The sequence below is a fragment of the Vibrio rhizosphaerae genome, assembly GCF_024347095.1.
Taxonomy (GTDB): Bacteria; Pseudomonadota; Gammaproteobacteria; order Enterobacterales; family Vibrionaceae; genus Vibrio; species Vibrio rhizosphaerae.
Genome location: NZ_AP024903.1, coordinates 1,406,034 through 1,432,429 on the forward strand (window position 1 = coordinate 1,406,034; position 26,396 = coordinate 1,432,429).

Annotated in this window: 28 protein-coding genes, 1 tRNA gene and 1 pseudogene; 20 read left to right on the forward strand and 10 right to left on the reverse strand. The window is 44.5% G+C overall.

The annotated features are described in order from the left end of the window. Positions 1–192: 192 nt before the first annotated feature. The 5 genes from xthA to dinG form a co-directional block, all read right to left on the reverse strand. Complete coding sequence (xthA, locus tag OCV37_RS06015) at positions 193–1,005, reverse strand: exodeoxyribonuclease III (RefSeq protein ID WP_038178592.1); 813 nt, start codon at positions 1,003–1,005, stop codon at positions 193–195. Between the two features lie 118 nt (positions 1,006–1,123). Next, entirely contained in the window at positions 1,124–1,303 is a 180-nt protein-coding gene (locus tag OCV37_RS06020) for a DUF2496 domain-containing protein (RefSeq protein ID WP_038178594.1), read from the reverse strand. Continuing rightward, positions 1,300–1,857 carry a primosomal replication protein PriC gene (gene priC / locus OCV37_RS06025; RefSeq protein ID WP_038178596.1) on the reverse strand — a complete coding sequence of 186 codons (558 nt, stop codon included), beginning with the start codon at positions 1,855–1,857 and terminating at the stop codon, positions 1,300–1,302. The genes OCV37_RS06020 and priC overlap by 4 nt, the downstream gene beginning before the upstream one ends. Beyond that, entirely contained in the window at positions 1,854–2,633 is a 780-nt protein-coding gene (locus OCV37_RS06030; protein ID WP_038178599.1) for a sulfite exporter TauE/SafE family protein, read from the reverse strand. The genes priC and OCV37_RS06030 overlap by 4 nt, the downstream gene beginning before the upstream one ends. 36 nt (positions 2,634–2,669) lie before the next feature. Further along, on the reverse strand, positions 2,670–4,751 hold the full coding sequence (dinG, locus tag OCV37_RS06035) for an ATP-dependent DNA helicase DinG (RefSeq protein WP_038178601.1): 2,082 nt from the start codon (positions 4,749–4,751) through the stop codon (positions 2,670–2,672). Positions 4,752–5,259: 508 nt separating this feature from the next. Between dinG and OCV37_RS06040 the strand changes: the two genes are divergently transcribed. Both OCV37_RS06040 and OCV37_RS06045 read left to right on the forward strand, forming a co-directional pair. Continuing rightward, the gene (locus OCV37_RS06040) at positions 5,260–6,294 is read left to right on the forward strand and encodes a porin (RefSeq protein ID WP_038178604.1); all 1,035 of its coding nucleotides are present in this window, start codon (positions 5,260–5,262) and stop codon (positions 6,292–6,294) included. A 174-nt stretch (positions 6,295–6,468) separates the two neighbouring features. Further along, complete coding sequence (locus tag OCV37_RS06045; RefSeq protein ID WP_038178605.1) at positions 6,469–7,128, forward strand: YccT family protein; 660 nt, start codon at positions 6,469–6,471, stop codon at positions 7,126–7,128. Positions 7,129–7,206: 78 nt separating this feature from the next. Here the strand turns inward: OCV37_RS06045 and OCV37_RS06050 are convergent, their stop codons facing one another. From OCV37_RS06050 to OCV37_RS06060, 3 genes are all read right to left on the reverse strand, one after another. Further along, entirely contained in the window at positions 7,207–7,602 is a 396-nt protein-coding gene (locus tag OCV37_RS06050) for a YchJ family protein (RefSeq protein ID WP_038178607.1), read from the reverse strand. A 99-nt stretch (positions 7,603–7,701) separates the two neighbouring features. Then, positions 7,702–8,433 (reverse strand): UDP-2,3-diacylglucosamine diphosphatase, encoded by a 732-nt coding sequence (lpxH, locus tag OCV37_RS06055; protein ID WP_038178609.1) that lies wholly within the window; start codon positions 8,431–8,433, stop codon positions 7,702–7,704. A gap of 71 nt (positions 8,434–8,504) precedes the next feature. Beyond that, positions 8,505–8,999, reverse strand: a complete 495-nt coding sequence (locus tag OCV37_RS06060) for a peptidylprolyl isomerase (protein ID WP_038178611.1) — start codon at positions 8,997–8,999, stop codon at positions 8,505–8,507. 152 nt (positions 9,000–9,151) lie between these two features. Here OCV37_RS06060 and cysS point away from each other — a divergent pair, with 152 nt between their 5' ends. The 16 genes from cysS (at position 9,152) to nadA (ending at position 23,192) form a co-directional block, all read left to right on the forward strand. Further along, the gene (cysS, locus tag OCV37_RS06065) at positions 9,152–10,537 is read left to right on the forward strand and encodes a cysteine--tRNA ligase (protein ID WP_038178613.1); all 1,386 of its coding nucleotides are present in this window, start codon (positions 9,152–9,154) and stop codon (positions 10,535–10,537) included. Positions 10,538–10,614: 77 nt separating this feature from the next. After that, the gene (gene ruvC / locus OCV37_RS06070; RefSeq protein WP_038178615.1) at positions 10,615–11,136 is read left to right on the forward strand and encodes a crossover junction endodeoxyribonuclease RuvC; all 522 of its coding nucleotides are present in this window, start codon (positions 10,615–10,617) and stop codon (positions 11,134–11,136) included. Positions 11,137–11,219: 83 nt separating this feature from the next. Further along, positions 11,220–11,837 carry a Holliday junction branch migration protein RuvA gene (ruvA, locus tag OCV37_RS06075; protein WP_038178616.1) on the forward strand — a complete coding sequence of 206 codons (618 nt, stop codon included), beginning with the start codon at positions 11,220–11,222 and terminating at the stop codon, positions 11,835–11,837. After that, complete coding sequence (ruvB, locus tag OCV37_RS06080; RefSeq protein ID WP_038178618.1) at positions 11,834–12,838, forward strand: Holliday junction branch migration DNA helicase RuvB; 1,005 nt, start codon at positions 11,834–11,836, stop codon at positions 12,836–12,838. The genes ruvA and ruvB overlap by 4 nt, the downstream gene beginning before the upstream one ends. 457 nt (positions 12,839–13,295) lie before the next feature. Beyond that, positions 13,296–14,882 carry a cytochrome ubiquinol oxidase subunit I gene (gene cydA, locus OCV37_RS06085; RefSeq protein WP_038178620.1) on the forward strand — a complete coding sequence of 529 codons (1,587 nt, stop codon included), beginning with the start codon at positions 13,296–13,298 and terminating at the stop codon, positions 14,880–14,882. A 15-nt stretch (positions 14,883–14,897) separates the two neighbouring features. Then, positions 14,898–16,034, forward strand: a complete 1,137-nt coding sequence (cydB, locus tag OCV37_RS06090; protein WP_038178622.1) for a cytochrome d ubiquinol oxidase subunit II — start codon at positions 14,898–14,900, stop codon at positions 16,032–16,034. A 14-nt stretch (positions 16,035–16,048) separates the two neighbouring features. Next, entirely contained in the window at positions 16,049–16,156 is a 108-nt protein-coding gene (cydX, locus tag OCV37_RS06095; RefSeq protein ID WP_038178624.1) for a cytochrome bd-I oxidase subunit CydX, read from the forward strand. After that, the gene (gene ybgE, locus OCV37_RS06100) at positions 16,149–16,451 is read left to right on the forward strand and encodes a cyd operon protein YbgE (RefSeq protein ID WP_038178625.1); all 303 of its coding nucleotides are present in this window, start codon (positions 16,149–16,151) and stop codon (positions 16,449–16,451) included. Before cydX ends, ybgE begins: the two co-directional genes overlap by 8 nt. Positions 16,452–16,606: 155 nt before the next feature. Then, positions 16,607–17,014: a tol-pal system-associated acyl-CoA thioesterase gene (gene ybgC, locus OCV37_RS06105; protein ID WP_038178626.1), complete on the forward strand. Its 408-nt coding sequence runs from the start codon at positions 16,607–16,609 to the stop codon at positions 17,012–17,014. Between the two features lie 2 nt (positions 17,015–17,016). After that, positions 17,017–17,700, forward strand: a complete 684-nt coding sequence (gene tolQ / locus OCV37_RS06110; RefSeq protein WP_038178627.1) for a protein TolQ — start codon at positions 17,017–17,019, stop codon at positions 17,698–17,700. Positions 17,701–17,705: 5 nt separating this feature from the next. Next, positions 17,706–18,146, forward strand: a complete 441-nt coding sequence (locus tag OCV37_RS06115; RefSeq protein WP_038178628.1) for an ExbD/TolR family protein — start codon at positions 17,706–17,708, stop codon at positions 18,144–18,146. A 14-nt stretch (positions 18,147–18,160) separates the two neighbouring features. After that, positions 18,161–19,171 (forward strand): cell envelope integrity protein TolA, encoded by a 1,011-nt coding sequence (tolA, locus tag OCV37_RS06120; RefSeq protein WP_038178629.1) that lies wholly within the window; start codon positions 18,161–18,163, stop codon positions 19,169–19,171. Between the two features lie 34 nt (positions 19,172–19,205). Continuing rightward, positions 19,206–20,558 (forward strand): Tol-Pal system beta propeller repeat protein TolB, encoded by a 1,353-nt coding sequence (gene tolB, locus OCV37_RS06125; RefSeq protein ID WP_038178630.1) that lies wholly within the window; start codon positions 19,206–19,208, stop codon positions 20,556–20,558. Between the two features lie 31 nt (positions 20,559–20,589). Next, positions 20,590–21,132, forward strand: coding sequence for a peptidoglycan-associated lipoprotein Pal (gene pal, locus OCV37_RS06130; protein WP_038178632.1), 543 nt, complete (start codon positions 20,590–20,592; stop codon positions 21,130–21,132). A 21-nt stretch (positions 21,133–21,153) separates the two neighbouring features. Continuing rightward, complete coding sequence (gene ybgF, locus OCV37_RS06135; protein WP_038178634.1) at positions 21,154–21,936, forward strand: tol-pal system protein YbgF; 783 nt, start codon at positions 21,154–21,156, stop codon at positions 21,934–21,936. A 194-nt stretch (positions 21,937–22,130) separates the two neighbouring features. Beyond that, positions 22,131–23,192, forward strand: coding sequence for a quinolinate synthase NadA (gene nadA / locus OCV37_RS06140; RefSeq protein WP_038178636.1), 1,062 nt, complete (start codon positions 22,131–22,133; stop codon positions 23,190–23,192). An 86-nt stretch (positions 23,193–23,278) separates the two neighbouring features. Here the strand turns inward: nadA and OCV37_RS06145 are convergent, their stop codons facing one another. Next, on the reverse strand, positions 23,279–23,851 hold the full coding sequence (locus OCV37_RS06145) for a UPF0149 family protein (RefSeq protein ID WP_038178688.1): 573 nt from the start codon (positions 23,849–23,851) through the stop codon (positions 23,279–23,281). A gap of 297 nt (positions 23,852–24,148) precedes the next feature. Between OCV37_RS06145 and OCV37_RS06150 the strand changes: the two genes are divergently transcribed. Both OCV37_RS06150 and OCV37_RS06155 read left to right on the forward strand, forming a co-directional pair. Then, positions 24,149–24,595 carry an L-alanine exporter AlaE gene (locus OCV37_RS06150; RefSeq protein WP_038178638.1) on the forward strand — a complete coding sequence of 149 codons (447 nt, stop codon included), beginning with the start codon at positions 24,149–24,151 and terminating at the stop codon, positions 24,593–24,595. A 161-nt stretch (positions 24,596–24,756) separates the two neighbouring features. Then, positions 24,757–24,844 (forward strand) — tRNA-Ser (locus tag OCV37_RS06155). A gap of 245 nt (positions 24,845–25,089) precedes the next feature. On the opposite strand, the pseudogene OCV37_RS06160 reads toward OCV37_RS06155, so the two are convergent. After that, positions 25,090–26,242 (reverse strand): annotated as a pseudogene (locus tag OCV37_RS06160) (IS3 family transposase). Positions 26,243–26,396: the final 154 nt, after the last annotated feature.

Here is a 26,396-nt window from a genome sequence, read left to right on the forward strand (position 1 = left end):
AACTCATTTCATTTTATCGGCGGTCATGGTGATGAAATGTTCAGTGATGTTGGTTTCGCTGTATTTGATTTATTACGGCAGAGATGATTCGTGGTGCGTTGCGGCGGGTACGACCAGCCTGCAGCAATTTGAAAAAAGGCCTCCGATAATGAGGCCTGTCAATGGAATGGGTAACTTCATGCTTCGGTAGGATTACCGGAGATCAAACGTGCTCCAGATGGGCGCATGGTCGGAGGGCTTTTCAATCCCTCTCAATTCATAGTCGATACCGGCATCCTGACATTGCTGAGAGAGTGCTGCGGTCGCGAGGATGACATCAATTCTGAGCCCTCGGTTATCATCAAATCCACGAGAGCGATAATCAAACCATGAATATTGTTCCGTTATCTCAGGATGGAGATAACGGAAGGTATCAACCAAGCCCCAGTCGAGTAAGCTCGCAAACCATGCTCGCTCTTCGGGTTGGAACGAACATTTACCGGTTTTAAGCCAGCGAGTCCGGTTCGCCTCTCCGATACCGATATCCAGATCGATCGGACTAATATTTACATCACCCATCACGACCAGTTGATCATCCGGCTGATGATTGGCAGACAGATATCCCATTAAATCTTGATAGAATTGTCGTTTGTAGGGGAATTTTGTTTCGTGAGCAATATTCTCCCCCTGCGGGAAATATCCATTGAGTACCGTAAACGGTTTGCCACTCTGAGTCTCGAATGTCGCCATGATCATCCGCTTTTGATGTTCAGGCGTATCACTGGGAAATCCATATTGTACTGAAACGGGCGTTTGCTTGCAGAGTAGAGCCACACCGTAGTGTGCTTTTTGACCATAATAGAAAACCTGATATCCCATGCTTTCCAGATCAGCAAGCGGAAATGCTTCATCGTGAACTTTTGTTTCCTGCAACCCGATAATATCAGGCTGATGCTTATCGATCAGTGCCTGTAACTGATGAAGACGAGCTCTGAGTCCATTGATATTAAAACTAACCAATTTCATGACTAATATCCTTGAATTCTATTGAACGACAGATGTTAACAGTCTGTTGGTTATCTGCAACTGTTCCCGATCTATCTGCAAGTGGTGTATGGCCCATTTGAACGACATCATGGGACCTTCAGTCACGTGATGCTTGGGTTGCCGTATTTAATTTGTTTTTGAGATCGGCTTCGACGATGTAAATAGCTTCCAGAGCAACGGCTGGATCGATGGCATTCGATTCAAGCAGATAAATTAAGTCGACTGCAAGCTGAACGGGCTCAGGCGCCTGTGCTAACGGGGGATGTTGATCACTCATTTGAAACCTTTTCTCTCTTTTGCCGTAATCTTATTCTCAATACGCTGTCTGGATTTTTGGCAGCGAATCAGCCGTTGTTCCAGTGCCAGAATGGCCTGCTGACAGGACTTCTTCTCTGTCGGAGTCATTGGTTTGGCTTCAAGCTGCTGCTCTTGTTCAAAGATCATTTCCTGCAAGCGTCTTTCCCAGTCCTGATGCTGCGCTAATTCTTGATAAAGCGCGCTGACTGACGTTTCACGAGGCAAACCATGGCTCTCTTTTTTCCTCAGTTCGGCAGTCGCAAGCTCTCTTTGAATCGCATTCAACTGATTCAGGAGCTTTTCGGTCAGGTAAGTCGCTTGAGTGGTCGTCAGACGCTGATGCTCGTGGCTTTGCACAATTTCGCGATATGTGTTTTTCAGTTCGCTCAGACAAGGTCCCAGTAACTGAGACTTACATCGGAACAACTGAGGATCGAACAGCGGATACTGCTGTTCTCCACGCTGTTCATCAAGTTGGGTGACTTGCGGCTCTAAAGAAAAAATCAGGTCGTGTAGACGAGACAGATCAATCATAACGTATCAAACCATGCATGATATCCCAGCCGGATCGCAAGGATGCTGACAACCAGAATAAATACGGGCCGAATAAAAGATGTGCCGAAACGAATCGCGGAGTGAGCACCGACATAAGCGCCGGCCATCAAACAAATGCCCATCGTCAGCCCAAGTACCCAGTTAATATGGCCTAAAATGGCGAATGTCACCAGCGATGTGATATTACTGGTCAAGTTCATCACTTTGGCGAGGCCGGAAGCAAATAAGATGTTGAGTCGGTAAAGTGCCATCGAAGACACCACCCAGAATGCACCGGCACCAGGGCCGGCAATCCCGTCATAAAAACCGAGACTCAGTCCCTGAGGGATTTGCTTACGTTTACTTTGCGGAGGAATGTCCGGGTGAGTATGTAACTTACCATGCTGTGGGTGATAAAAAATGGTATATAGCGCAGTCAGCAAGATAATAATCGGAAGGACTTTATCGAGTAGTTCAGTACTAATAAAGTCAACGATTAAGGTGCCGATAATCGCCCCGACAAATGTCGATATAAATACCGGCTTCCAGCCAGCAGGGCGGAACATTTTTTTGCGGTAATAGGTAAAGGCGGCCGTTGAGGTCGCGAATGTCGCTGCAACCTTGTTGGTCCCTAAGGCAATATGAGGCGGGAGTCCTAATGATAATAAAGCGGGGACCGTCAACATACCACCGCCACCGGCAATGCCATCAATAAACCCGGCAACAAAAGCAACCACTGCCAATACAATTAAAAGCGTCGGCTCCAGAAAATCCATTAATTTGATTGGCCTTCTTATTTTCTCATCAACGAATTACGGCTCGATGATGCGTTTAAACGGAGGGAGAGCATCAAGTAATGCTTTGCCGTACTGTTTGGTGACAACCCGGCGATCAAGAATGACAACTCTACCAGAATCTTCCTCGTTACGCAGTAATCTTCCGACACATTGGATTAATTTTCGGCTAGCCTCTGGCACCGTGATTTGCATAAACGGATTACCGCCTTTGGAAAGAATGTATTCCGCATGTGCTTGTTCAATCGGAGACGTCGGTACAGAAAAAGGAATTTTGGTGATAATGACGTTTTCCAGTAGTCGACCGGGCAAGTCTAATCCCTCAGAGAAACTACCGGTGCCAAAAATGACGGCAGTTCCCTGATGCTCGACAGTAAAGCGATGCGTTTTTAGAATTTCTGTCCGTGATTTCTTACCTTGAATCTGAAATGACCAGCCGCGTTTTTTAAAGTCAGATTTGAGCGCGTCAGCGACCTGATTCATTTGCCAGTAGGAAGAAAACAGAACCAGTGTTGCTTGTTTCTCAGGAATCAACGTCGGTAACCGTTCAATCAGTGTCTGAGTATAATGAGGTGACTGCGGTTCCTGTTGAAGACGCGGCACGTATAATTCGCCTCGACGCGGATAGTCAAACGGTGATGCCAGCGCTATAAACTGGGTTCCCTCATCTGGCTGGGCACTGATGCCGCTCTGATGGCAAAAGAAACTGAATGAATTCAAGGCCCGAAGTGTCGCGGAGACCATAATCGCACCATAACAGCGACTCCAGAACTGTTGATCCAGCTTCCAGCCGATTTCAATCGGTGAGACGTGAATGGTGTAATCACCGGGTTGAGATTCTGAGGCAGTGATCCAGCGTGCCATCGGCGCACCGTATTCTCTCGGCGGTTCGGCCATCAGGGTCCAAACCTGCGCCATAGTATCCAGACGCTGTAAGCTGACCCCTAATTCAGCCAGCACCGGACTTGCGATCCGATGACTGATCTGACCTTCTTGCAGTCGTTCGGTGATTAAATCTGCGACTTTAGCGGTGGCCTGACAGATTTTGACGGATGCCTGTTTCAAGGCTTTCGATTCGGTCAGCAACCATTCCGGCAGTTCTCCATGTTCGAAACGGAGTACGCCATCCTGACATTGTTCGGGTGTGAATTGCCGGCTTAATTGGGAGAGTGTCGGAATTAAAACTTGAATCGCCGTTGCGATTTCCTCTTTAAAGCGAGCTGACCGACTTTCATCGGTGAGTGACACCCATTGTGTCAATGATTGATGAAATTTTTCCAGCCAAGAAGCGGTACTTTTCAAAGGCGACGATGCTGCGGCATGATCGCGGGCGACCTGTGGTAAATGGTGAGCCTCATCAAAAATATAAATGCTGTTTTCCGGCTCCGGAAGAATGATACCTCCGCCCAGATCCGCGTCAGCCATCACCAGACTATGATTGGCAATAATGACGTCGGCTTGTTCGAGACTCGCGCGCGCTTTTTGAAACGGGCAATGGTGATGAATGGCAAATGCAGAATTGCAACTATGCTTGTCGCTGACAATCTGTAGCCACATCGAATCATCAATCGGGGTTGGCCAACTATCCCGATCGCCATCCCACTGGCCGGAGGACCACTGTGAGTAGAGCGCTTTATAGAGAGAAATATCCTGCTCAGTCGGCGGGCTTTCAAACAGAGCGACTTGTCCCGACGAGGTTTGCGGTTCACAAATTGCCGCCAGTTTCTCTGCACAGCAATAACGTTGCCGTCCCTTGGCGATTCGAAACTGGAAGTCCAAATCGGTCAGGCGGCGATAAAGAGGTAAGTCTTTATGGAGCAATTGCTCCTGCAGTGCCACGGTTGCTGTCGCAATGATTAATTTTTTATCGTTCAACACAGCTACCGGAACTGCCCCCATCAGATACGACAGTGATTTACCAATCCCTGTTCCAGCTTCAGCGACTAACAGCCGATTTTTGTCATGGTAGGTACCACATAATGTTTTGGCAATTTCAGCAACCAGATAATTTTGTCCGCGTCGCGGGGTAAAATTTTCCATCTGAGCCTGTAGGTTTTGATAACTCTGACGGATCGATTTTTGAATTCTGGGTGTAATCATAATGTAACCTGATGGGGTGAGGCGGACATACTAACACATACGGAAAGCAGGAGAAGTTCCTTTAGATGTGATTTTTTTGTTCTAAATGGGGATCTTGTTCACAAAAAAATTGAATCGTCAGAGACTTAAAATAAATTCAGAACACGAAAAATATAAAGCCTTTAAGTTAGTCTGAAATTTTTATAAAAAACCAAAATTAATATTTTTTTAGTTATTGTAAAGATTTTTATGCTGATTTTTTAATGAAAAACAGAATTAGACTAAATTTATAAAAATGGTCACAAAGTATGCACTATTGAGAATAATACCTCTTAATTATTTGTTTTTTAATGATTTATTTAATTTTATTTTGTTGCTTTAGAATATTTGACACGTAAGCTATTCTTTTGCAATCTAATCTCCGTAATTGAAATGGCGGTGACGAGGGCTTGATGTCTTGGTCACCATCAAAAAACAAAAGGAATCCAGATAAGGAATTCCTAATCTAAGAAAAGGCAGTGGATTAATTATGAAAAAGACTCTAATCGCTCTTGCGGTTCTAGCAGCAGGTTCTGCTAGCGCGGCTGAAATCTACAACCAAGATGGTGTTGCAATCACAGTATCTGGTGCAGGTGAAGTTCAATTGTTCCAAGACTACGAAGCCGATGGTACTGATGTATCAACTAAGCTACGTATCGATGACATGCAATTGAATACTCATGGTACAATCGAAGTAGTTGAAGGCCTGAATGCCATTGTTGGTCTGGACTTCACTTTCGAAGACAATGATTCTGGTGCGAAAGGCAACGTTCAGACTGACGGTTCTTATGTTGGCTTCGCGTATGCTGATTACGGTACAGTCACTTATGGTCGTCAGTATCTAATTGCAGATGATGCTGGTATCGGTGTTGATTTCGAAGTTGGTAAAAAGCAGTACGGTCAGAACGAAACTAGCGCAAGCGATGTGATCAAGTATGTCTACGACAACGGTACTTTCTACTTCGGTCTTTCTCACGATTTAGATGAATCACAAACAAACACTGGAACTTCTAATGATAACCCGAAAGATGAGACATCTACAGATGGCCGTATCGGTTTTCGTATGAACGGTTTTGATGCTCGTCTGTATGTTTATTCCGGTGATAACATTAATATCAGCAAGGCAAGTACAGATAAGAGTGTTGGTGGTGTTTCATACAAACAAGGTGATTCTATCGTTGGTGACGAAGATTCATACAACTTAGAAGTTGTTTACTCTGCTGATATGTATGAAGTTGGTGCTTCATATGGTAACCGTGATATCGATTCTGGTTCTTCAAAGTATCTTGATATGGATATTTTCGAAATCTACGGTTCATATACTATGGACAAAACCACTTTCTCTCTAGGTTATGTTCATAACGACGATGATGCATCAAATGTAGATGGCGACAATATCTACGGTGTTGTTGTGTATAAAATGAATGCTAACGTTCGCACTTATGCGGAAATTGGTTTCTATGATGACAGCACTTCAACTGACTACGATCCAGCATACACACTGGGTATGGAAGTTAAATTCTAATCATTGTTGATTCGAATACTTGCTAGTAAAAACCGCCTCATCTGGGGCGGTTTTTTCATAGATGAATGGGTATTATGTCGAGCCAGTCATCATTCGGTTTATCACCCGTATTCATCTTGTAGCCAATCCATTAGAATGGGTTTTTCAGAGTTCAGTGATAGGAAAGAATCAACCATGTTGTTATGGAAAAAAGTACTGGGGCCGGTTGCCCTGATAAGTGTCTCTATGCTTGGCTTTTCAGCGCAGAGTTATGCTGCGACAATTACCAGTCAGAATGATGTCGAAATCCTGGCGTTAGATGGGGTGGAAGTCAATGATGCAAATTTTGCAAAGCCGGATATGCTGGAAGTGCAAGCTGGACGGCATCAGGTGGTGTTCCGCTATTATGGAGATGTCAGAAAAGGGCAGCGCGATGTGATTTATTCCACGGCACCGGATGTATTTACCATTGATCTGAAGCAAGATGACAGCATCAAGATTTTAGCGCCACGTCTGAACAGTTATGCACAGGCAGAAGGTTATTTTCGTCGTGGTGCAGACTGGAAAGTTCAGGATCAGCACGGCAATGTCAAATCGGTGCATTATGAGCCATTAACCGGCAACGGTATTATGCCATTTAATGATATTGAGAGAGCGGTTGCGAGGCATAATGCTGAGCAAGGGAATGAGTTCGCCCCGGCTCAACAAGCGGCTGTAAAAACACCGAATATTGCTGCACAAAAAATTACGCCACCAAAAGGTGACGATACACTGATTCAAACTATTCAACTGCTTTATAATAATGCTTCTCCTGCTCAGCAGCAGAAGATTAAGGCGTGGATTGCCGGTCAGTAATCATTTGTTAATCGGGTTCATATTGAGCATAAAAAGCCACCGTAGTATCGGTGGCTTTTTTAAGTTTTATATGCAGAATTAATGGGTGTCAGTAAATTCGCCGTCGATGTAATACCAGCGGCCATTTTCCCGGATAAAACGAGAGCGTTCCTGCAGAGAATAACTCTCACCGTTTTGCTCGAAGTAGGCTTTAAAACTGACAAACCCCTCATCGGTATGATGACCATCTTCTGCCCCAAGAACAGCAAGTTTGGTCCAGTGCGTTTGTGTCCCTTGCTCGATCTCTTGACGGTCATTTTCCGCCTGACAGCTCGGGTGATATGTTGCCACAATAAAGTCAACCAATCCGAGTGCGTAAGCGCTGTAACGCGCCCGCATCAGTTGAGCCGGTACTTTAGCCGCCTCGGGAGAACGATGTATGGGTTGACAGCAATTTTTATAGTGGCGCTGAGAGCCACACGGACATTTCTTCATGATGTTACTTGAGATTATGCTGGGTGAATGTGTAATTAAAACAGAACCACGCTATTACTTGTTCGTTGATCGAAAGCCATCGGTTCGACATCCATCGCTTTATTGTGAAACCGGCTGATGAAGCAGACGGTAACTGGCATCCTGATGGTATTCAAGTACTGATATTTCATGGTCCCAATCCCCTAAAACAATTCGTGTTTTTTCAAGGCCATCAAGATGAAAATGGTGAATATTAGGGCGATGTGTATGGCCGTGAATCATCATATCCACTTGATATTCAGTCATCACGCGTTCCACTTCTGCTTGAGTGACATCCATAATTGCAATCGATTTCGATTGCTTATCCATCCGGACATCCTGCTTTACTTTACTGACGATGCGTTGTTTCATGGAAAATGGTAGCCGATAATAAATCCATTGTAGCCAAGGCTGATGAACTTTCTTTCTGAATTGGAGATAACGAACATCTTCAAGACATAAAGTATCGCCATGCATAATGACGATAGGCTTGCCGTAAAGCTCAATCCGGGTTTTCTCTGCCAGTAACTGGACACCCGTTTCCCGGGCAAAGCGCTTCCCGACCAGAAAATCCCGGTTTCCTTGCACAAAATAGCAAGGCGTACCCGAAGCGGTCAGCGTTTTGAATGCTGCCTTAATTGTTTGTGCAAAAACGCCCGGGTCATCATCGCCGATCCAAAAATCAAACAGATCACCAAGAATATAGAGCGCATCCGCTTGGGGGGCCCGATGTTGCATCAGATGTTGGAACGCAGCGGTTAAATCTGGGCGGGTTGGCGTTAGATGGAGATCAGAAATAAAAAGTGTATGCATAAATTCGCTTGTCGGGAAAGGTGACCGGTGCAGAATGTTAATTTCTGCACCGGTCAGGTCATAATGGTCTGTTACTCTTCGATGGTTGTGCCAGTGATCACAACTTCTTCCAGAGGAACATCTTGATGCATACCGTATGAACCAGTACTGACCCCTTTAATCTGGTTAACAACATCCATGCCGTCAACAACTTCAGCGAAGACGCAGTATCCCCATCCGTCGAGACTTTCTGAACGAAAATCGAGGAAGGTATTGTCATTCACATTAATGAAGAATTGAGAACTTGCTGAATGAGGTTCCATGGTTCTGGCCATCGCAAGTGTGCCGACTTTATTGCTGAGCCCGTTATTGGCTTCATTTTTGATCGGCGCTTTGGTTGTTTTCTCTTTCATGCCAGAAGCCATACCACCGCCCTGAATCATGAAACCGTCAATCACACGGTGGAACAGGGTATTGTCATAGAAATTGTCACGACAATATTGTAGGAAATTTGCACAGGTTTCAGGAGCTTTGTCCTCATGAAGCTGAATTTGAATATCGCCGAAATTTGTATGCAGGGTGATCATCACGATTGCCTTTCTATTTTTGTACAAGAAACCGTGATTCTAACTTAGTTTCGGTGACATTCAAATCTTCTTGAAAGAATAGGATGACCTATAGACAAGAGCATTGTTATAATCGGATTATTCAGTAAATTAGGACAACTTAGATAGAGATCATGTTACAAATATATAACACACTTACCAGACAAAAAGAGCAGTTCAAGCCCATTACCGCCGGAAAAATCGGCATGTATGTCTGTGGCGTCACTATATATGATCTCTGCCATATTGGTCACGGAAGGACGTTTGTATCCTTTGACGTCGTTGCCCGCTATTTACGTTATTTGGGATACGAGCTGACTCTGGTCAGAAATATTACCGACATCGATGACAAAATTATTCATCGTGCTGCGGAAAATGGCGAGTCGTGTGATGTGCTGACAGAGCGTTTGATTCAGGATATGTATGCCGATTTCGATGCATTGAATATATTGCGCCCTGATGTTGAACCACGTGCCACAGCCTATATTGATGAAATCATTGCGTTGGTACAACGACTGATCGATAAAGGTTTTGCTTATGTCGCAGAGAATGGCGATGTGATGTTTGAAGTCAGTCGTTTCAATGACTATGGCAAGCTTTCCCGACAAGATCTGGAACAGCTTCAGGCCGGTGCCCGGGTTGATGTCGAAATGGCAAAGCGTAGCCCGCTTGATTTTGTTTTGTGGAAAATGTCTAAGCCGGGTGAACCGAAGTGGGAATCGCCATGGGGTGAGGGGCGCCCGGGCTGGCATATTGAATGTTCAGCGATGAACTCTTCGATTTTAGGCAGCCATTTTGACATTCATGGGGGTGGTTCAGATTTACAGTTCCCTCATCATGAAAATGAAATTGCCCAGTCCTGCTGTGCGTACGATACAACCTACGTCAATACGTGGATGCATAGTGGTATGGTGATGGTTGATAAAGAGAAAATGTCTAAGTCACTGGGGAATTTCTTTACCATTCGGGATGTATTGACGCACTATGATCCGGAAACTGTGCGCTATTTCCTGATGTCCGGGCATTATCGTAGCCAACTAAACTATAGTGAAGAGAACCTCAATCAGGCGCGAGCTGCGCTGGAACGTTTCTATACCGCTTTGCGTGGACTGGACTTGACCGTTGCGGCATCGGGTGGAGAGGCATTTGTAACCCGTTTTGAAGCGGCTATGAATGATGATTTCAACACACCGGAAGCCTATTCGGTATTATTTGATATGGCGAGAGAAATCAATCGTCTTAAGCAGGAAGACCAGTTACAGCAAGCCAGTCAACTTGCCGTCCGTATGCGAGATTTAGCCAGTGTGATCGGAATTTTATATCAAACCCCAGAGCACTTTTTACAAGGCAATGGCGGCTCAGAAGACGAAGTGGCTGAAATCGAGTCGCTGATTAAAATGCGTAATGATGCGCGTGCAGCGAAAGATTGGGCGAATGCAGATCTTGCCCGTGACCGACTGACTGCAATGGGCATTATTCTCGAAGACGGCTCTGGTGGCACGACTTGGCGGCGTAAATAATTGCGGTACGGTTTTGAAAGGGCTTATGAGATAAATAAGCCCTTTTTGTTCATCCGATTGAAGGCAATCAAATAGTTATGTCGATCATTTTAGGAATTGATCCGGGCTCAAGGGTCACCGGTTATGGGGTCATTCGTCAGCAGGGAAGATTACTGACTTACCTTGGTAGCGGTTGTATTAAAACGACAGAGAAAGCGTTGCCGGGACGTTTAAAGCAAATATATGCCGGTGTGTCGGAAGTGATTATGCAGTTTCAGCCCGATGTATTTGCGATAGAACAGGTTTTTATGGCGAAGAATGCAGATTCTGCGTTGAAACTCGGGCAAGCCCGGGGGTGTGCAATTGTTGCCGCCGTGAATGCCGATCTACCCGTTTATGAATATGCGGCACGTTTAATCAAGCAGGCTGTTGTCGGGACGGGGGGGGCAGATAAGATCCAGGTTCAGCATATGGTCCAGCAAATGTTGAAGTTACCATCTAAACCGCAAGCTGATGCTGCTGATGCTCTGGGGGTTGCTATTTGTCACGCCAATACGAATAAAACATTGGTTGCTCTGGCAGGGCAAGCACGAGGCGCCCGAAGAGGGCGCTATCGGTAACTTTGTCAGCACCGAATACTGGCTATTTATCCAGTTATTGATTATGATCAACCAGACTCAACATAGATGAAAAAGGAAAAATCGTGATTGGACGTCTTAGAGGCATTCTGCTGGAAAAGCAGCCACCGGAAGTTTTAATTGAGGCTGGTGGGGTTGGCTATGAAGTTCAGATGCCAATGAGTTGCTTTTATGAATTACCTGACACAGAACAAGAGGCGATTATTTATACGCATTTTGTGGTTCGGGAAGATGCTCAACTTTTATATGGGTTCAACAGCAAAGCGGAACGGGCGCTGTTCCGTGAAGTGATCAAAGCAAATGGGGTTGGTCCCAAGCTTGGATTGGCAATTCTATCTGGCATGACGGCGAGTCAGTTTGTTGAATGTGTCAAACGCGAAGATGTTTCCATGTTGATTAAACTACCGGGTGTCGGTAAGAAAACTGCAGAGCGTTTGGTGGTTGAAATGAAAGATCGCCTTGCGGCTTTCCCGACCTCTGAGATTCATGAATTTGAATTAGTTCAGGATGCTGCACCAATGCGGCCACAGGAAGCACCGAACCATGCTGAAGAAGAAGCTGTGAGTGCGTTGTTAACGCTGGGTTATAAACCTCAGCAAGCCTCTAAAATCGTTGCTCAGGTTGCCCAACCCGGGATGAGTAGCGAAACGCTCATTAAAGAAGCATTAAGAGCAATGGTATGATTGAAGCGGATCGTTTTGTAACACCGGTGAGTGCACCGTTTAAAGATGATGAATTGATTGATCGTGCGATACGGCCGAAGCTATTGGCCGATTATCAGGGGCAAGATCATGTGCGCAATCAGATGGAAATTTTCATAGAAGCGGCTCAGCGTCGTCAAGAGGCGTTAGACCATCTGCTTATCTTTGGTCCGCCGGGGCTGGGGAAAACCACATTAGCCAATATCGTCGCTAATGAAATGGGTGTGAATATCCGGACAACATCAGGACCGGTGCTAGAAAAAGCCGGTGACTTGGCGGCTTTGTTAACCAATCTTGAAGAAAATGATGTTTTGTTCATTGATGAGATCCATCGCTTGAGCCCTGTGGTTGAAGAGGTGCTTTATCCGGCTATGGAAGACTATCAACTCGATATTATGATTGGTGAAGGGCCCGCGGCTCGCTCCATTAAAATTGATCTGCCGCCTTTTACCCTGATTGGTGCCACCACCCGAGCCGGCTCTTTGACGTCACCACTGCGTGACCGCTTTGGTATTGTTCAGCGGCTTGAATATTATCAGGTTGGTGATTTGCAAAATATTGTCCAGAGAAGTGCAGAATGCTTATCGCTGTCGATTGAACCGGAAGGGGCTCTGGAAGTTGCTCGTCGTTCCCGAGGTACTCCTCGGATTGCCAATCGGTTATTGCGACGCGTCAGAGACTATGCTGAAGTGAAGGGCGACGGTAACATATGTGCAGATACGGCAGATAATGCGCTCAACATGCTTGATGTCGATGTACAGGGATTTGATTTTATGGATCGCAAGCTGTTGCTCACAATTATTGAAAAGTTTTCCGGAGGGCCGGTCGGTTTAGATAATCTTGCTGCTGCAATTGGTGAAGAAAAAGATACAATAGAAGATGTCTTAGAGCCGTACCTGATTCAGCAGGGGTATTTGCAGCGAACACCAAGAGGACGGATTGCAACAGAAAGAGCTTATTTGCATTTCGGATTCGAAAAATAATGTTTCATGGATGATTGGAATAATAAACAGATTCTCTTGTGTGATAAATATCTCATTTATGAAAATTTCCCAGGTAACAAATAGATTGCAAACTTAAGCTTCATGTTAATTATTTGTGTGTTTATTGAGTGAGCAAAATCTATTTGTTACAAAAAAATATCAATTAACTCCCCCTTATTTTGATCTCAATCATTTTGTTGTTTTTTTACTGGTTCACCGCACGTGAAACTTGATCTAAATCAAGACAAGCCTTGTAGATAAACCCTTTGAAAGCTTACGCGTTTGAAAGTAGTATTTCGGCAATATGTATTTTACTTGATTAATATTTATTCAAATAAAAATACACGTTGATGTAACAAATATTCTGCTTTTCTAGCATTTTTTGACAGGTATGAATTGATAAAATTTGGTTGCTTTAATCTGAGTGGTGTCTTTCAGCCGACACAAAGGAGTTATCATGATTGACATAGTTGTTCTATCGCGGTTGCAGTTCGCGCTTACTGCGATGTATCACTTCCTGTTTGTTCCTCTGACTCTAGGGATGACGTTTTTACTCGCTATCATGGAGTCACTTTATGTGATGACCGATAAGCAAATCTACAAGGATATGACAAAATTCTGGGGTAAGCTGTTCGGGATTAACTTTGCTCTGGGCGTTGCGACAGGGCTAACAATGGAATTTCAGTTTGGTACAAACTGGTCGTATTACTCGCACTACGTTGGCGACATTTTTGGTGCTCCTCTTGCCATCGAAGCGTTAGTTGCTTTCTTCCTTGAATCAACATTTGTTGGTTTGTTCTTTTTCGGATGGGACCGACTTTCAAAACGTCAACATTTGGTGACAACATGGCTTGTTGCTTTAGGTTCTAACTTCTCTGCGCTTTGGATTCTTGTCGCCAATGGCTGGATGCAAAACCCAGTTGGTTCAGACTTTAACTTCGAAACCATGCGTATGGAAATGGTGAGCTTTGCTGAAGTTGTTCTGAACCCTGTCGCGCAGGTGAAATTTGTTCACACGGTCGCCTCGGGTTACGTGACTGGTGCAATGTTTGTTTTAGGGGTGAGTGCTTATTATCTGCTTAAAGGCCGTGATATTGCTTTTGCTCGTCGCTCATTTACTGTCGCTGCATCATTTGGGATGGCTGCGATTCTTTCCGTTATCGTCCTGGGTGATGAATCCGGTTACGAGCTGGGCGATGTTCAGAAAGCAAAATTGGCTGCAATTGAAGCAGAATGGCACACAGAAGAAGCGCCAGCATCGTTTACACTGTTTGGTTTCCCGAATCAGGATTCAATGCATACCGATTTTGCGATTAAGATTCCTTATGTGATGGGGATTATCGCTACTCGCTCTCTGGATACGCCGGTCAAAGGTTTGAGTGATTTACGTGAAGAACACTTAGAACGGATTCGTAATGGGATGTATGCGTATGAGCTGCTCCAGAAATTACGTGCGGGTGATACTTCCGAGGTGAACCGTGATGCCTTTGATGAAGTAAAATCTGATCTGGGTTATGGCATGTTACTGAAACGCTATACCGATGATGTCGCCAATGCGTCAGAAGAACAGATTCAGGCCGCTGCTGATGATTCTCTGCCAACCGTTTGGCCATTGTTCTGGTCGTTCCGGATCATGGTTGCTTGTGGTGTCATCATGTTGGTTGTCTTCGTTGCTGCATTTATTCAGACATGTCGTCAGAAAATTGAGCAGAAAAACTGGGTGCTCAAAGCCGCGCTTTACAGTATCCCGCTACCGTGGATTGGGGTTGAAGCTGGCTGGTTTGTTGCAGAATATGGTCGTCAGCCATGGGCTGTCGGTGAGATTCTCCCTGTACATATCGCGAATTCTGCATTGAGTGTCAGTGATCTGGTTATCTCCCTGCTTGCAATTCTTGCTCTATATACAGCGTTTCTTGTTGCCGAGGTTTACCTGATGGTGAAATTTGCTCGCAAAGGTCCAAGTAGTTTGAAAACTGGCCGTTATCATTTTGAGCAAAATGCAACTTCAGCAACAGATCAAGTTAACCGTCAGGTCGAAGCTTAAGGCGAGGAGAAGAATATTATGGATTACGAAATCTTACGATTTATCTGGTGGATCCTGATTGGTGTGCTGTTTGTCGGCTTCGCTATTGCAGATGGATTCGATATGGGGGTCGGTGCATTAGTACCGATCATCGGGAAAAATGACACTGAACGTCGAGTCATGATTAACTCAATTGCACCTCACTGGGATGGTAACCAAGTATGGTTGATTACTGCTGGTGGTGCATTATTTGCGGCGTGGCCTTTAGTCTATGCAACATCGTTTTCCGGTTTCTATCTTGCGATGATTGTAACCTTAGCTGCTTTATGGCTGCGTCCTGTTGGGCTTGATTATCGTTCAAAGATTGAAGATACCAAATGGCGTAATATTTGGGATATCTGTATCTCTGTCAGTGGATTTGTTCCTCCACTCATTATTGGTGTTGCGTTCGGTAACCTATTACAGGGTGTTCCTTTTGAACTGAATGAATTCCTGATGCCGACTTATCACGGTTCATTCTTCGGGCTGCTCAATCCATTTGGTATTGTATGTGGTTTGGTCAGCGTCCTGATGATCGTGCTCCAAGGTGCATCTTGGTTACAAATGAAAACATCTGATGCAGTCCACACACGTGCTCGTAGCGTTGCTCAACTCTGTGGGGTACTTGTCGCTGTTCTTTTTGTTGCCGCTGGTTTTTGGGTTCAGCATATTGATGGCTATGTGATCACCAGTACTATGGATCATCTCGCGTCATCAAATCCATTGAATAAAGAAGTCGCGCGTGAGTCTGGTGCGTGGATGGCAAACTTCAATCAATATCCATTGTTATGGCTGGCGCCTGTTCTTGGTACAGCAATGCCATTGATTGCTGTCCTTGCTTCTCGCATGGAAAAAGGCGGTATTGCATTTATTGCATCGAGTTTGACGAACGCTGGTATTATTTTTACTGCCGGGTTTGCGATGTTCCCATTCATCATGCCTTCAAGCTTGGCACCAAGTAATAGTCTGACCATGTGGGATTCAACATCTAGTGAATTGACGTTGCAACTGATGACGGGGATTGCCTTCGTGATGGTACCCATTATTCTCGGATATACTTGTTGGACGTACTATAAAATGTTTGGTCGTCTGAATAATAAGTATGTTGAAGACAACAAAAATTCACTTTATTAACGAGGAGCTAAGTTATGTGGTATTTTGCATGGATTCTAGGCGTCTTACTGGCTTGTTCTTTCGGCATCATTAATGCGTTGTGGTTAGAACATACAGAGATGATGGATAAAGATAGTGAATGATTTTTCTGCCTTAGTTGCGCAGTGGCATCGACCCATTAATCATATTTTCTATCGGATATTATTGATGGGCCTTGCTTTCTATCATGTTGCGTTACTGATGTGGAATCCGCAGGCCTATGCAGCAACAATTGGCGGTTTTAATTTGACGGTTGTTGCTCTGCTCATCTTGGCTATCTGTGCGAGCATGATCTTTGGTGTCGGTTTTAAGCCGAGACGATGGTTTTGGCAGATTCTATTTTCACCATATATTGCCGGATGCATATTAATTTATTTCAGTTTGATTCGAATAAACTGAATGCATAGCACCTAGTATCCCTATCGTGAAAGAAAACGCAGCCGTATGGCTGCGTTTTTTGTCCAAAAAATAAAAATTCATCCCGTCTCACTCATGCGAAAGTGTTTGAGTTGCGTTATAGTAAGCGCTTATGTGAATTCGTTGAGGGACGTTAAGTGCATCATTCTAAATCAGCTTTTTCCCGATTTCCTGTAACGATCTATTATGAAGATACTGATGCCGGTGGTGTTGTATACCACTCAAACTATCTTAAATTTTTTGAACGCGGCCGGACAGAAATGCTTAGAGAGCAGGGGATAGCCCAACGAGAGTTATTGGAACAAAATATTGGCTTTGTGGTCCGAAGCATGGAGATTGATTTTCTGAAAGCAGCGCGTCTGGATGATAACTTAGTCGTCTTAACTCAGTTGACCGAGAAAAAAAAGGCTTCTTTAATATTCTGTCAGGAGCTGGTTAATCCTCGTGAAGAGGTATTGTGTCGAGCAATAGTTAAGGTAGCATGTATTGACATGCAAAGAATGAAACCCCAAGGTATTCCCGACGCGGTATTTTCGGAGAAGTAACAGTGAGTGCTGAAATTTCGATACTTGATCTTTTTTTACAGGCTAGTTTTCTAGTCAAAGTGGTGATGATGATTCTCTTAGGCATGTCGATCATGTCATGGGCGATGATTTTTAAAAGAACCAAAGCATTATCGGCTGCTGAAAAGCAAGCCGCTTCATTTGAGGACCGTTTCTGGTCTGGAACGGATTTGGCCGTTTTATATCAAGATGTAAAAAGTAGAAAAGACCAGCTGAGCGGCAGTGAAGAAATCTTTTATTCTGGTTTTACTGAATTTGCCCGACTCAGAAAAAACCATGCAGCGGAAGCCAACTTTGTAATGGATGGTACAGCGAGAGCGATGCGTGTAGCTGTTTCCCGAGAAGTTGAATCATTGGAAACTCACCTCCCGTTTCTGGCGACAGTCGGTTCAATTAGCCCTTACATTGGCTTATTTGGTACCGTGTGGGGGATTATGCATGCATTTATTGCGTTAGGTGCGGTAAAACAAGCAACATTAGCAATGGTTGCTCCCGGTATTGCCGAAGCGTTGGTTGCAACGGCGATGGGGCTTTTTGCCGCTATCCCTGCGGTTATGGCATACAACCGACTGACAACAGTTGTCAGTAAACTTGAAATGAATTACGCGACATTCTCTGAGGAGTTTCATAGTATTCTTCATCGTCAGGCAATGACTGGTAGGGAGTAAGCTTTATGGCGGGTTACCAACCAAAAAAGCGTAAAATGACCGCAGAAATTAATGTGGTACCCTATATCGATGTGATGTTGGTTTTGTTGATCATTTTTATGGTGACATCTCCTTTCATCACTCAGGGCGTCGATGTTGAACTACCAAAAACAGAAACCGCAAAACCTGCGTCCGACTTAGTCGGTGACGATGGTGGCTTCATTATTGTAGAAATCAACAAAGAAGGCAGTTTGGGCGTTAGTATCAATAATGAACCTTTCAAACGGGGACTATCCTTACAGGATGCAATTGTTCTGGTCAAAGCTGAACTGAGTTTACATCCCGGTTCACCTGTTGCTGTCGGTGGTGAGGCGACGAGCCCCTATGCGGAGATTGTGCATGTGCTGGACGAGCTGAGTAAAGCCGGTGTTCCAAAGGTTGGTTTGTTAACAGATATCAGGGAATAAGCAGTATAACCTTCATGAAAAAGAGAGAAGACAAGCGCTCAGGTTTTACAAAACCACTGATAATTTCTATCGTGTTGCACGCGATTTTAATTGGCTTATTGCTTTGGGGCGGTCAGTTTTATCAAGAGAAACCACAACCGACGGGTAATATGGTTCAGGCGGTCGTGATTGACCCTGCACTGGTGCATCAACAGGCACAACAGATTAAGTCGACCCGGGAAGCGGCGGCTCGGAAAGAAAAAGAGCGTCTTGATCGTTTAAGACGTGAAAGTGAACGTCTTGAAGAGAACCGCAGAGCTGAAGAAGAGCGAATCCGGCAGTTAAAAGAACAGCAAGCCCGTGAGGCAAAGGCAGCCAGAGAAGCAGAGCAACAGCGTAAGCAGAAAGAACAAGAGCGAATTGCTGAAGAACAGCGTGCAGCAAAAGCTGAAGCTGCAAGGAAAGCCAAAGAGGCTGAAATTGCAAAAGCTGAGCAGCAGCGAATTGAACGTGAGAAAGCTGCTAAATTAGCGGCAGAAAAAGCGCGCAAAGAGCGTGAAGCGGCTCAGAAAGCGGAGCAGGAGCGTTTGGCAAAGGAAAAAGCAGCAAAGGCTGCTGCTGAGAAGGCTCGACAGGAAAAAGAGCGTCTGGAAAAGTTAGAGAAGGAAAGGAAGCAACGGGAAGCTGCTTTAAATGATATTTTTTCCGGTCTGCAGGCTGAAGAGCAACAAAACTCCAGTGCCCGGAGTCAATATATTGCCAGCGAAGTTGGACGTTACGGCGAAATCTATAAACAGCTGATCCGGCAGAATCTACGCGTAGAAGATACGTTTCAAGGAAAAAATTGTCGGGTTAATTTGCACCTTATTCCCACGGGCAGAGGTGCAATTGTCGGTAGTTTGAAAGTGTTAGGGGGAGACGCCGCTGTTTGTGCTGCGACACAGCGAGCGGTTGCGCAGGTTCCGTCTTTCCCTTTACCGAAGGATGACCCGGATGTGATTAATAAGCTGAAAGACATTAATATAACCGTTGAGCCAAATATATAATTTTGACTGAAGTATCAGAGAAAAGGAAAAGCTTGTGTTACAGCGATTGATTTTGAGTTGTATGTTCCTCGTAATATCAGGCATACACACCGCCAATGCAGCATTAGAACTCGTGATTACCGATGGGATTAACTCAGCGAGACCAATTGCGATCGTCCCATTTCAATGGGAAGGTAAGCAGCAATTACCAGAGGATATTTCAGGTGTAGTTGCTTCGGATTTACAACGAAGTGGTAAATTTAGTCCTGTTGCAACCAGCAATATGCCTCAGACACCTTATGACGAATCTGCTGTCAATGTGGATGCATGGACTCGCCTCGGGGTCGATTCATTACTGACCGGGACGATTAAGCAAAATGCAGCAGGTAATTATGTCATTCATTACCAGTTGGTTGACATTGTTCAGGCGCAATTGTTGAAAGGTAAAAGACAATCTCTTACTGAGGATGGCCAACTCGTTGAATCCAAAGATTATGTCTTACTCAATAATATTGCGACGGTTTCGCCGAAACGTCTCCGTGAATATGCCCATCGAATTTCTGATTTAGTTTATGAAAAACTAACCGGGGATAAAGGGGCATTTTTAACCCGAATTGCTTATGTTGTTGTTCATGATAATGAAAAGTATCCCTATCAGCTGAGAATCTCAGACTATGATGGTTACAATGAACGGCTCGTGCTCAGCTCTAAACAGCCACTCATGTCTCCGGCATGGTCTCCTGATGGTAAGAAATTGGCTTATGTGAGTTTCCAGAATGGGCATGCTGAAATCTACATCATGAACATTTATACCGGTAAACGTGAAAAAATATCGTCATTTCCTCGTCACAATGGCGCGCCAGTATTTTCACCTGATGGTAAATCATTAGCCTTAGTCTTGTCGAAATCGGGGAGTTTGCAGGTCTACATCATGGATCTGGCGACCAAGAAAATTCGTCAAATAACGCGGGGTAGATCAAATAATACGGAGCCTTTTTGGTATCCGGATGGAAAATCTCTGATATTTACCTCAGATCGGGGTGGTAAACCACAGATATATAAAGTAGATTTGTCTACTGGCGTGACAAATCGTCTTACTTGGCAGGGCTCACAAAATTTAGGTGGGCAGATTACGCCTGACGGGAAATTCTTGATTATGGTGAATAAAAACCAGTCAGGATTTAACTTGGCAAAGCAAGATTTGGAAACTGGCAGTGTGCAAATTCTGACAAGAACTTTGCTCGATGAGTCTCCAAGTATTGCGCCTAACGGTGGTATGGTTATCTATAGTTCGATCTACAATAAAACCAATGTGTTATCTATGGTTTCTATTGACGGACGATTTAAAGCCAGGTTACCAGAAACAAACGGACGTGTGAGAGCGCCGGCGTGGTCACCGTTTTTGTAATGAGTCATGATTAAAAAATAAGGAAAAGAAGATGCAACTGAATAAAGTTCTTAAAGGGCTGTTGATTGCACTACCAGTACTCGCGGTTACTGCGTGTAGCTCAAGCGATGATGCAGTGAATGCCTCAGGAAATGAGACGACGACTAACCAATCTACATCCGGTTCTGCAAATAGCACAGATACAACTGTTGTATCTCCTGTGACTGACGATGGTAAGCTTTCTGAACAGGAACTAAAAGATAAGGTTATGCAAGAGCAAACCGTATTCTTTGCTTTTGATAATTCAACAATTGCATCAGATTATGAAGATATGCTGGCAACTCATGCATCTTATCTGAGTAAGCACCCAAGCGTTCATGTAACGATTGAAGGCCATGCTGATGAGCGTGGTACGCCTGAGTACAACATTGCGTTGGGTGAACGTCGTGCAGAAGCCGTCTATAAATATCTTCAGGCTCTGGGTGTACAGACTAGCCAAATGTCAATTGTTAGCTATGGCGAAGAAAAGCCATTAGTTCGTGGACATAACGAAGCTGCATACGCTAAAAACCGTCGTGCAGTGATTGTTTACTAATCTGAAGAAGTTTGGTGAAACATGCTCGGTAACCTAAAGCGACACATTGTGCTTATGTTACTGGTCAGTGCAGCAAGTCCTGTACTTGCTGCACCCGCTCCAGTATCGGACTTAAGTGAAAATGCTGAACAAAACACAGCGTCGATGAGTCCTGAAACAAGAGTTGAACGTCTGGAACGCCTTCTGCAAAACAGTAATCGTTTACGTGCGCAAATGCAGCAGCAACTCGATGAGATGGCAACCGACATTCAACATCTACGTGGTCAGTTAGAAAAGAGTGATCACGATATGGGGCAGATGCTCTCTCGCCAGAGAGAGTTGTTTGTTGAAATTGACCGCCTTCGGGCAGAGCTCAATTCAAAGAACAGTCAAGAGTCTCAATCCGGTTCAAAAGATAATGGTCAGTCGGCGTCTGCTGGGACATACAGTGAAGATGCTAATGAGCAGATGGCTTATCAAAATGCAGTCGATCTCATTCTGAAGAAGAGAGACTACGCTGGCGCGATCAACGCCTTTACCAAATTTCAGCGTGACTTTCCCAAATCTAACTTTGCGCCAAATGCACATTACTGGTTAGGGCAGCTTTACTATGCCAAACAGCAGGATGATAAAGCGGTTGAAAGCTTTAAAGCTGTTTTGGATTTTCCTAAATCAAATAAACGTGCAGACGCATTAGTCAAATTAGGTGATGTTGAGAAACGGCGCAGAAACGACAAACTAGCGAATCAGTACTATCAACAGGTGATTGATGAATATCCCGATACGGCCTCTGCTGCGTCAGCAAAGCGGTCGATGGTGAAATAGTCTTGATAAGGCTTTAATCTGTTGGTGTCAGTGTCTATATCCTGAATACACAAAAGGAGAACCTCGGTTCTCCTTTATGTTATCGGTCTCCTTTTATTAACTTTTCTGTCAATTTGTTATCAGGCTGGCTTTTGACACGTTGTAAAGAGCGTGTAAAATGCGCTCATTACTGGAAATTGCGTAGAGCAAGGGCAATGAGCCATATCACAGAACAGATTGAAACCGTGTACCCATTCCCACCGAAGCCGGTACAACTCTCAAAAGAACAAAAAGATTTTTATATTGATGAAATTAAGCGCCTTCTGATTGAGAAAGAAGCGGTCTTGATTGCCCATTACTATACTGATCCTGAAATTCAGGCGTTGGCTGAAGCAACCGGTGGATTTGTCGGTGATTCTCTGGAAATGGCAAAATTCGGTAATCGACATCCAGCCAAGGTACTGCTGATTTGTGGCGTACGTTTTATGGGGGAGTCAGCGAAGATTCTGACACCGGAAAAACGAATTTTAATGCCGACATTAGAAGCCGAATGCTCTTTGGACTTAGGTTGTCCTGTCGATGAATTCTCAGCTTTCTGCGACGCGCACCCGGATCATACGGTCGTGGTGTATGCGAATACTTCTGCAGCCGTTAAGGCCCGAGCCGATTGGGTTGTGACGTCGAGCATTGCTTTGGAGATTGTCGAACATCTTGACTCGGAAGATAAAAAAATCATTTGGGGACCAGATCGCCATCTGGGTGGGTACATTGCCGATAAAACCGGAGCTGAAATGTTACTCTGGCATGGTGAGTGTATTGTTCATGATGAGTTTTCAGCGGATGCGTTGAAAAAAATGAAAGCGTTATATCCGGAAGCCGCGGTTTTGGTTCATCCGGAATCCCCCTCCAGTGTCGTTGAACTGGCGGATGCCGTTGGTTCAACCAGCCAATTAATCAAAGCTGCGAAAGCGTTACCGCATCCACAGATGATTGTGGCAACGGATAAAGGGATCTTCTTTAAGATGCAGCAGCTTGTCCCGGAAAAAGAGTTGATAGAGGCACCAACAGCCGGTGCAGGCGCGACATGCCGAAGTTGTGCCCATTGCCCTTGGATGGCGATGAATGGCCTTGAGGCGATTGAGCAAGCGCTCAGAGACGGGGGAGAGGAGCACGAAATCTTTGTGGATGAATCCATTCGGGTGAAGTCTCTGATTCCGCTCAACCGTATGTTAGATTTTGCTGAGCAGCTGAACCTTTCTGTCAAAGGTAATGCATAAACATATCCGTTCATGTGGATTGAATGATAACAAAGGAAGGCGATGATGATGTCACCTTCCTTTTTTGATCTGCGATTCTCTCCGGCTTAATCGTCAGATTCCGCAATCGCCAGCGCACGCTGACTGAGACCGGATAGCATCATTGGCATCGCCTGATAAATCTCTTCAAACTGGGCAATTGCATCCGCACCCGCTTCGTTTAATGTCACCAAAGAGGTTTCTGGATCATAGAGGATGGTCATCGAGAGTAACACACCGCCGAGTAGCGCCCCATTTTCCGTTTCTGGTGGCATGAGTGCTTCCCAATCATCCTTAGTCAGTTGCCAGCCTTGTAACATGCCCTCACAGAAATCCCGGGTCGCCTGATTAACGATTTCTTCATCATCGAGCTGACATGATGTCGGCCATTGCCAAGAGCCACTGAGGAGTTGTTCCCGAGCGCTGTTCCATTGTTGAACAACGTGTTGGCAGTATATTTCAAGGTGAGATGGTTCTGCGAACGGTGCAACGTCACTGCCACCCCAAAGATAGGGGAGCCATTCTTCCGGCGAAATCAGATAGGGTGTTGCAGCAAGCGCGACAATAAAACCAGTCATCTGATGTTCATTGAGCAGTTGTTCGGGTTGTTCTACCGACGCAATAATTTCAGTTAGTGTCAGATTCATGCTTGATCAAATCAATTCAGTGGGTGGATCGCTATGGTATTTGAAATTGAAGTAAGTTGCGAGACATCCGATCTGTTTGTTGAAAAACAGTCAGTTATATTGGGTGGTTGTTGTATTTTTGTTGCTGTTTTTACAAATTGGTAATAACTCGAAATTTGTAGTTTTTTATTCTGAATAAATAATTAAAATGCAGTTATATGTTCAAATAATAGTTAAATAAATGGTGATTAATTTCATAATTATTGTGTTCTAATGCGCACAAATAATGTTGCTTTTTTGAAGTGAGATGAAATGAAAAATAGCGCGCCTTTTTGTGTTCGCCATGCAGCTGCTGATACATTTGCTATGGTGGTTTTCTGTTTTGTAACAGGCATGGGCATTGAGGTGTTTATCTCGGGAATGACGCTGGAACAGTCGTTATCTTCCAGACTACTTTCCATTCCGGTGAATATTGCCATTGCCTGGCCGTATGGGCTTTTCCGTGATTTTGTCTTGAGATCCGGCCGACGTATTTCTCCCAGCGGATGGATGAAGAATATTTGTGATTTGTTTGCCTATGTGGCATTTCAATCACCAGTTTATGTTGGAATCTTATGGGTAGTCGGGGCAACAGCCGATCAAATCATTACCGCTGTATCTACCAATGCGGTGATTTCTTGTGGTATGGGGGTTGTTTACGGTTACTTCCTTGATTGTTGCCGGCGCTGGTTCAGAGTCCCCGGTTATTATCATGTCTGATTCGCTGAGGGTTTCAGCTTCAGATTGTTCAGATAATCGGCCAATCAGTTAATTAATAACCATTTGATTGTCAAAGGGCGGTTTTTACGATTTTTCTCCTTGACCTTCTTTCGAAGAATCATTAAATTAGCGCCCCGTTGGAACAATAATTTCAACAATTCGGTGAGTTGTCCGAGTGGCTGAAGGAGCACGCCTGGAAAGTGTGTATACGGCAACGTATCGAGAGTTCGAATCTCTCACTCACCGCCAAATTCATGTTAAAAGACGTCCAAGGGCGTCTTTTTTCTTGACTAAAATTTATTAAAAACAAATACTTATTGTTAAACCCTGCCTAATCGTATCTATCCCAAACTAACTTTTTCTGTAATGCTAAAAGTAATGCTTTTATACTGTATTTAAAATTAGCATTACTTTTGCTTAAAAGAGCAGAGTTGAATTTGGTTCATAAATTTCTTAACTATCTGATAAATATATCTCTGATATAAGAAGGGGTTCTACCCCGTTTTCACGGACGGTTTAGTAAAGACGTAAACTGACGATCTTGATTCGCTAGTCTACGTCGCATTCTTGGATTATGAAACCGTTCGATATAATCAAAAATATCTGCTCTGGCTTCATCTCTCGTCCGGTATTGTCGATAATTGATACGTTCCCGTTTCATCACACCGAAGAACCCTTCACAAGCCGCGTTATCTGCACAATGGCCTACAGCGCTCATGCTGCTGGTTAGGTTCTTTTGCTTGAGAAAGCGCTGATAGTCTCCGCTGGTAAATTGTGTGCCACGATCTGAATGTAAGATAACATGATGTCTTTCCTGACGCTGCCAAACCGCCATTTGGACGGCTCGAATCACCATATGACGGTCTTGTCGATGATGCATCGACCAGCCAACGATGAGCTTGCTAAACAGGTCAAGCACCACACACAGATAAAGCTTCCCTTCAAGCGTCCCAATTTCTGTAATGTCTGTGACCCATTTGGTTTCTGGCTCCAAAGCATTAAAGTCCCGCTCAAGATGATTCTTTAAACCGTCAGGACGTGCGGACTTTCGCTTTGACCCTCGACCTTTTTTACGCGGCCAGCCATAAAGTCCATTCGCTGACATCAGTCTGGCTACACGATTTAAGCTCGCTTTCACCCCTTCGGCTTGTAGATCTTCGTGCATACGTGGTGCGCCGATAATGCCGCCGCTGTCATCATGGATCTCGCGCATTCGTTTTAATCATGTTGCGTTAGCAAGAACTCGCGCACTTGGCTGACGTTCCACCCAAGCGTAATAACCACTAGGTGAGACGCTCAAACAACGGCACATGAGGCGAACAGAAAACACATCGCGGCAACGCGATATCGCAAGATACTTTACGGTAACTCTTTGGCGAAGAACGTTGCCGCTTCTCGCAAAAAATCACGTTCCTTTTTCACTTTAGCTAATTCGCGTTTTAACCTCGCCATTTCTTCATCACGAGGAGAGCCACTGCCTTGAAATGCTTTATCTTGTGACTGCTCAGCTTCTCGCTTCCAACGGTTTAATAAGTTAGGATTGACGCCGATATCTAATGCTATCTGACGACAACTCACACCCGGTTGCTGAGTCAGAGCAACGGCTTCACGTTTGAATTCTGCAGAATATTTTCTTCGCTTGGTCATAGACACTCCTTTTAGGCATAGTATGCCTCTTTTTAGATGTGTCCGTAAAATCTGGGTAGAACCCAATCAATACTGATCTAGAGAATATTGATCAGGTTATGTCGAAAAAGCTTGGAATAGACTTAAAACTTGATTGTCAGTTTTTCTACTAGCT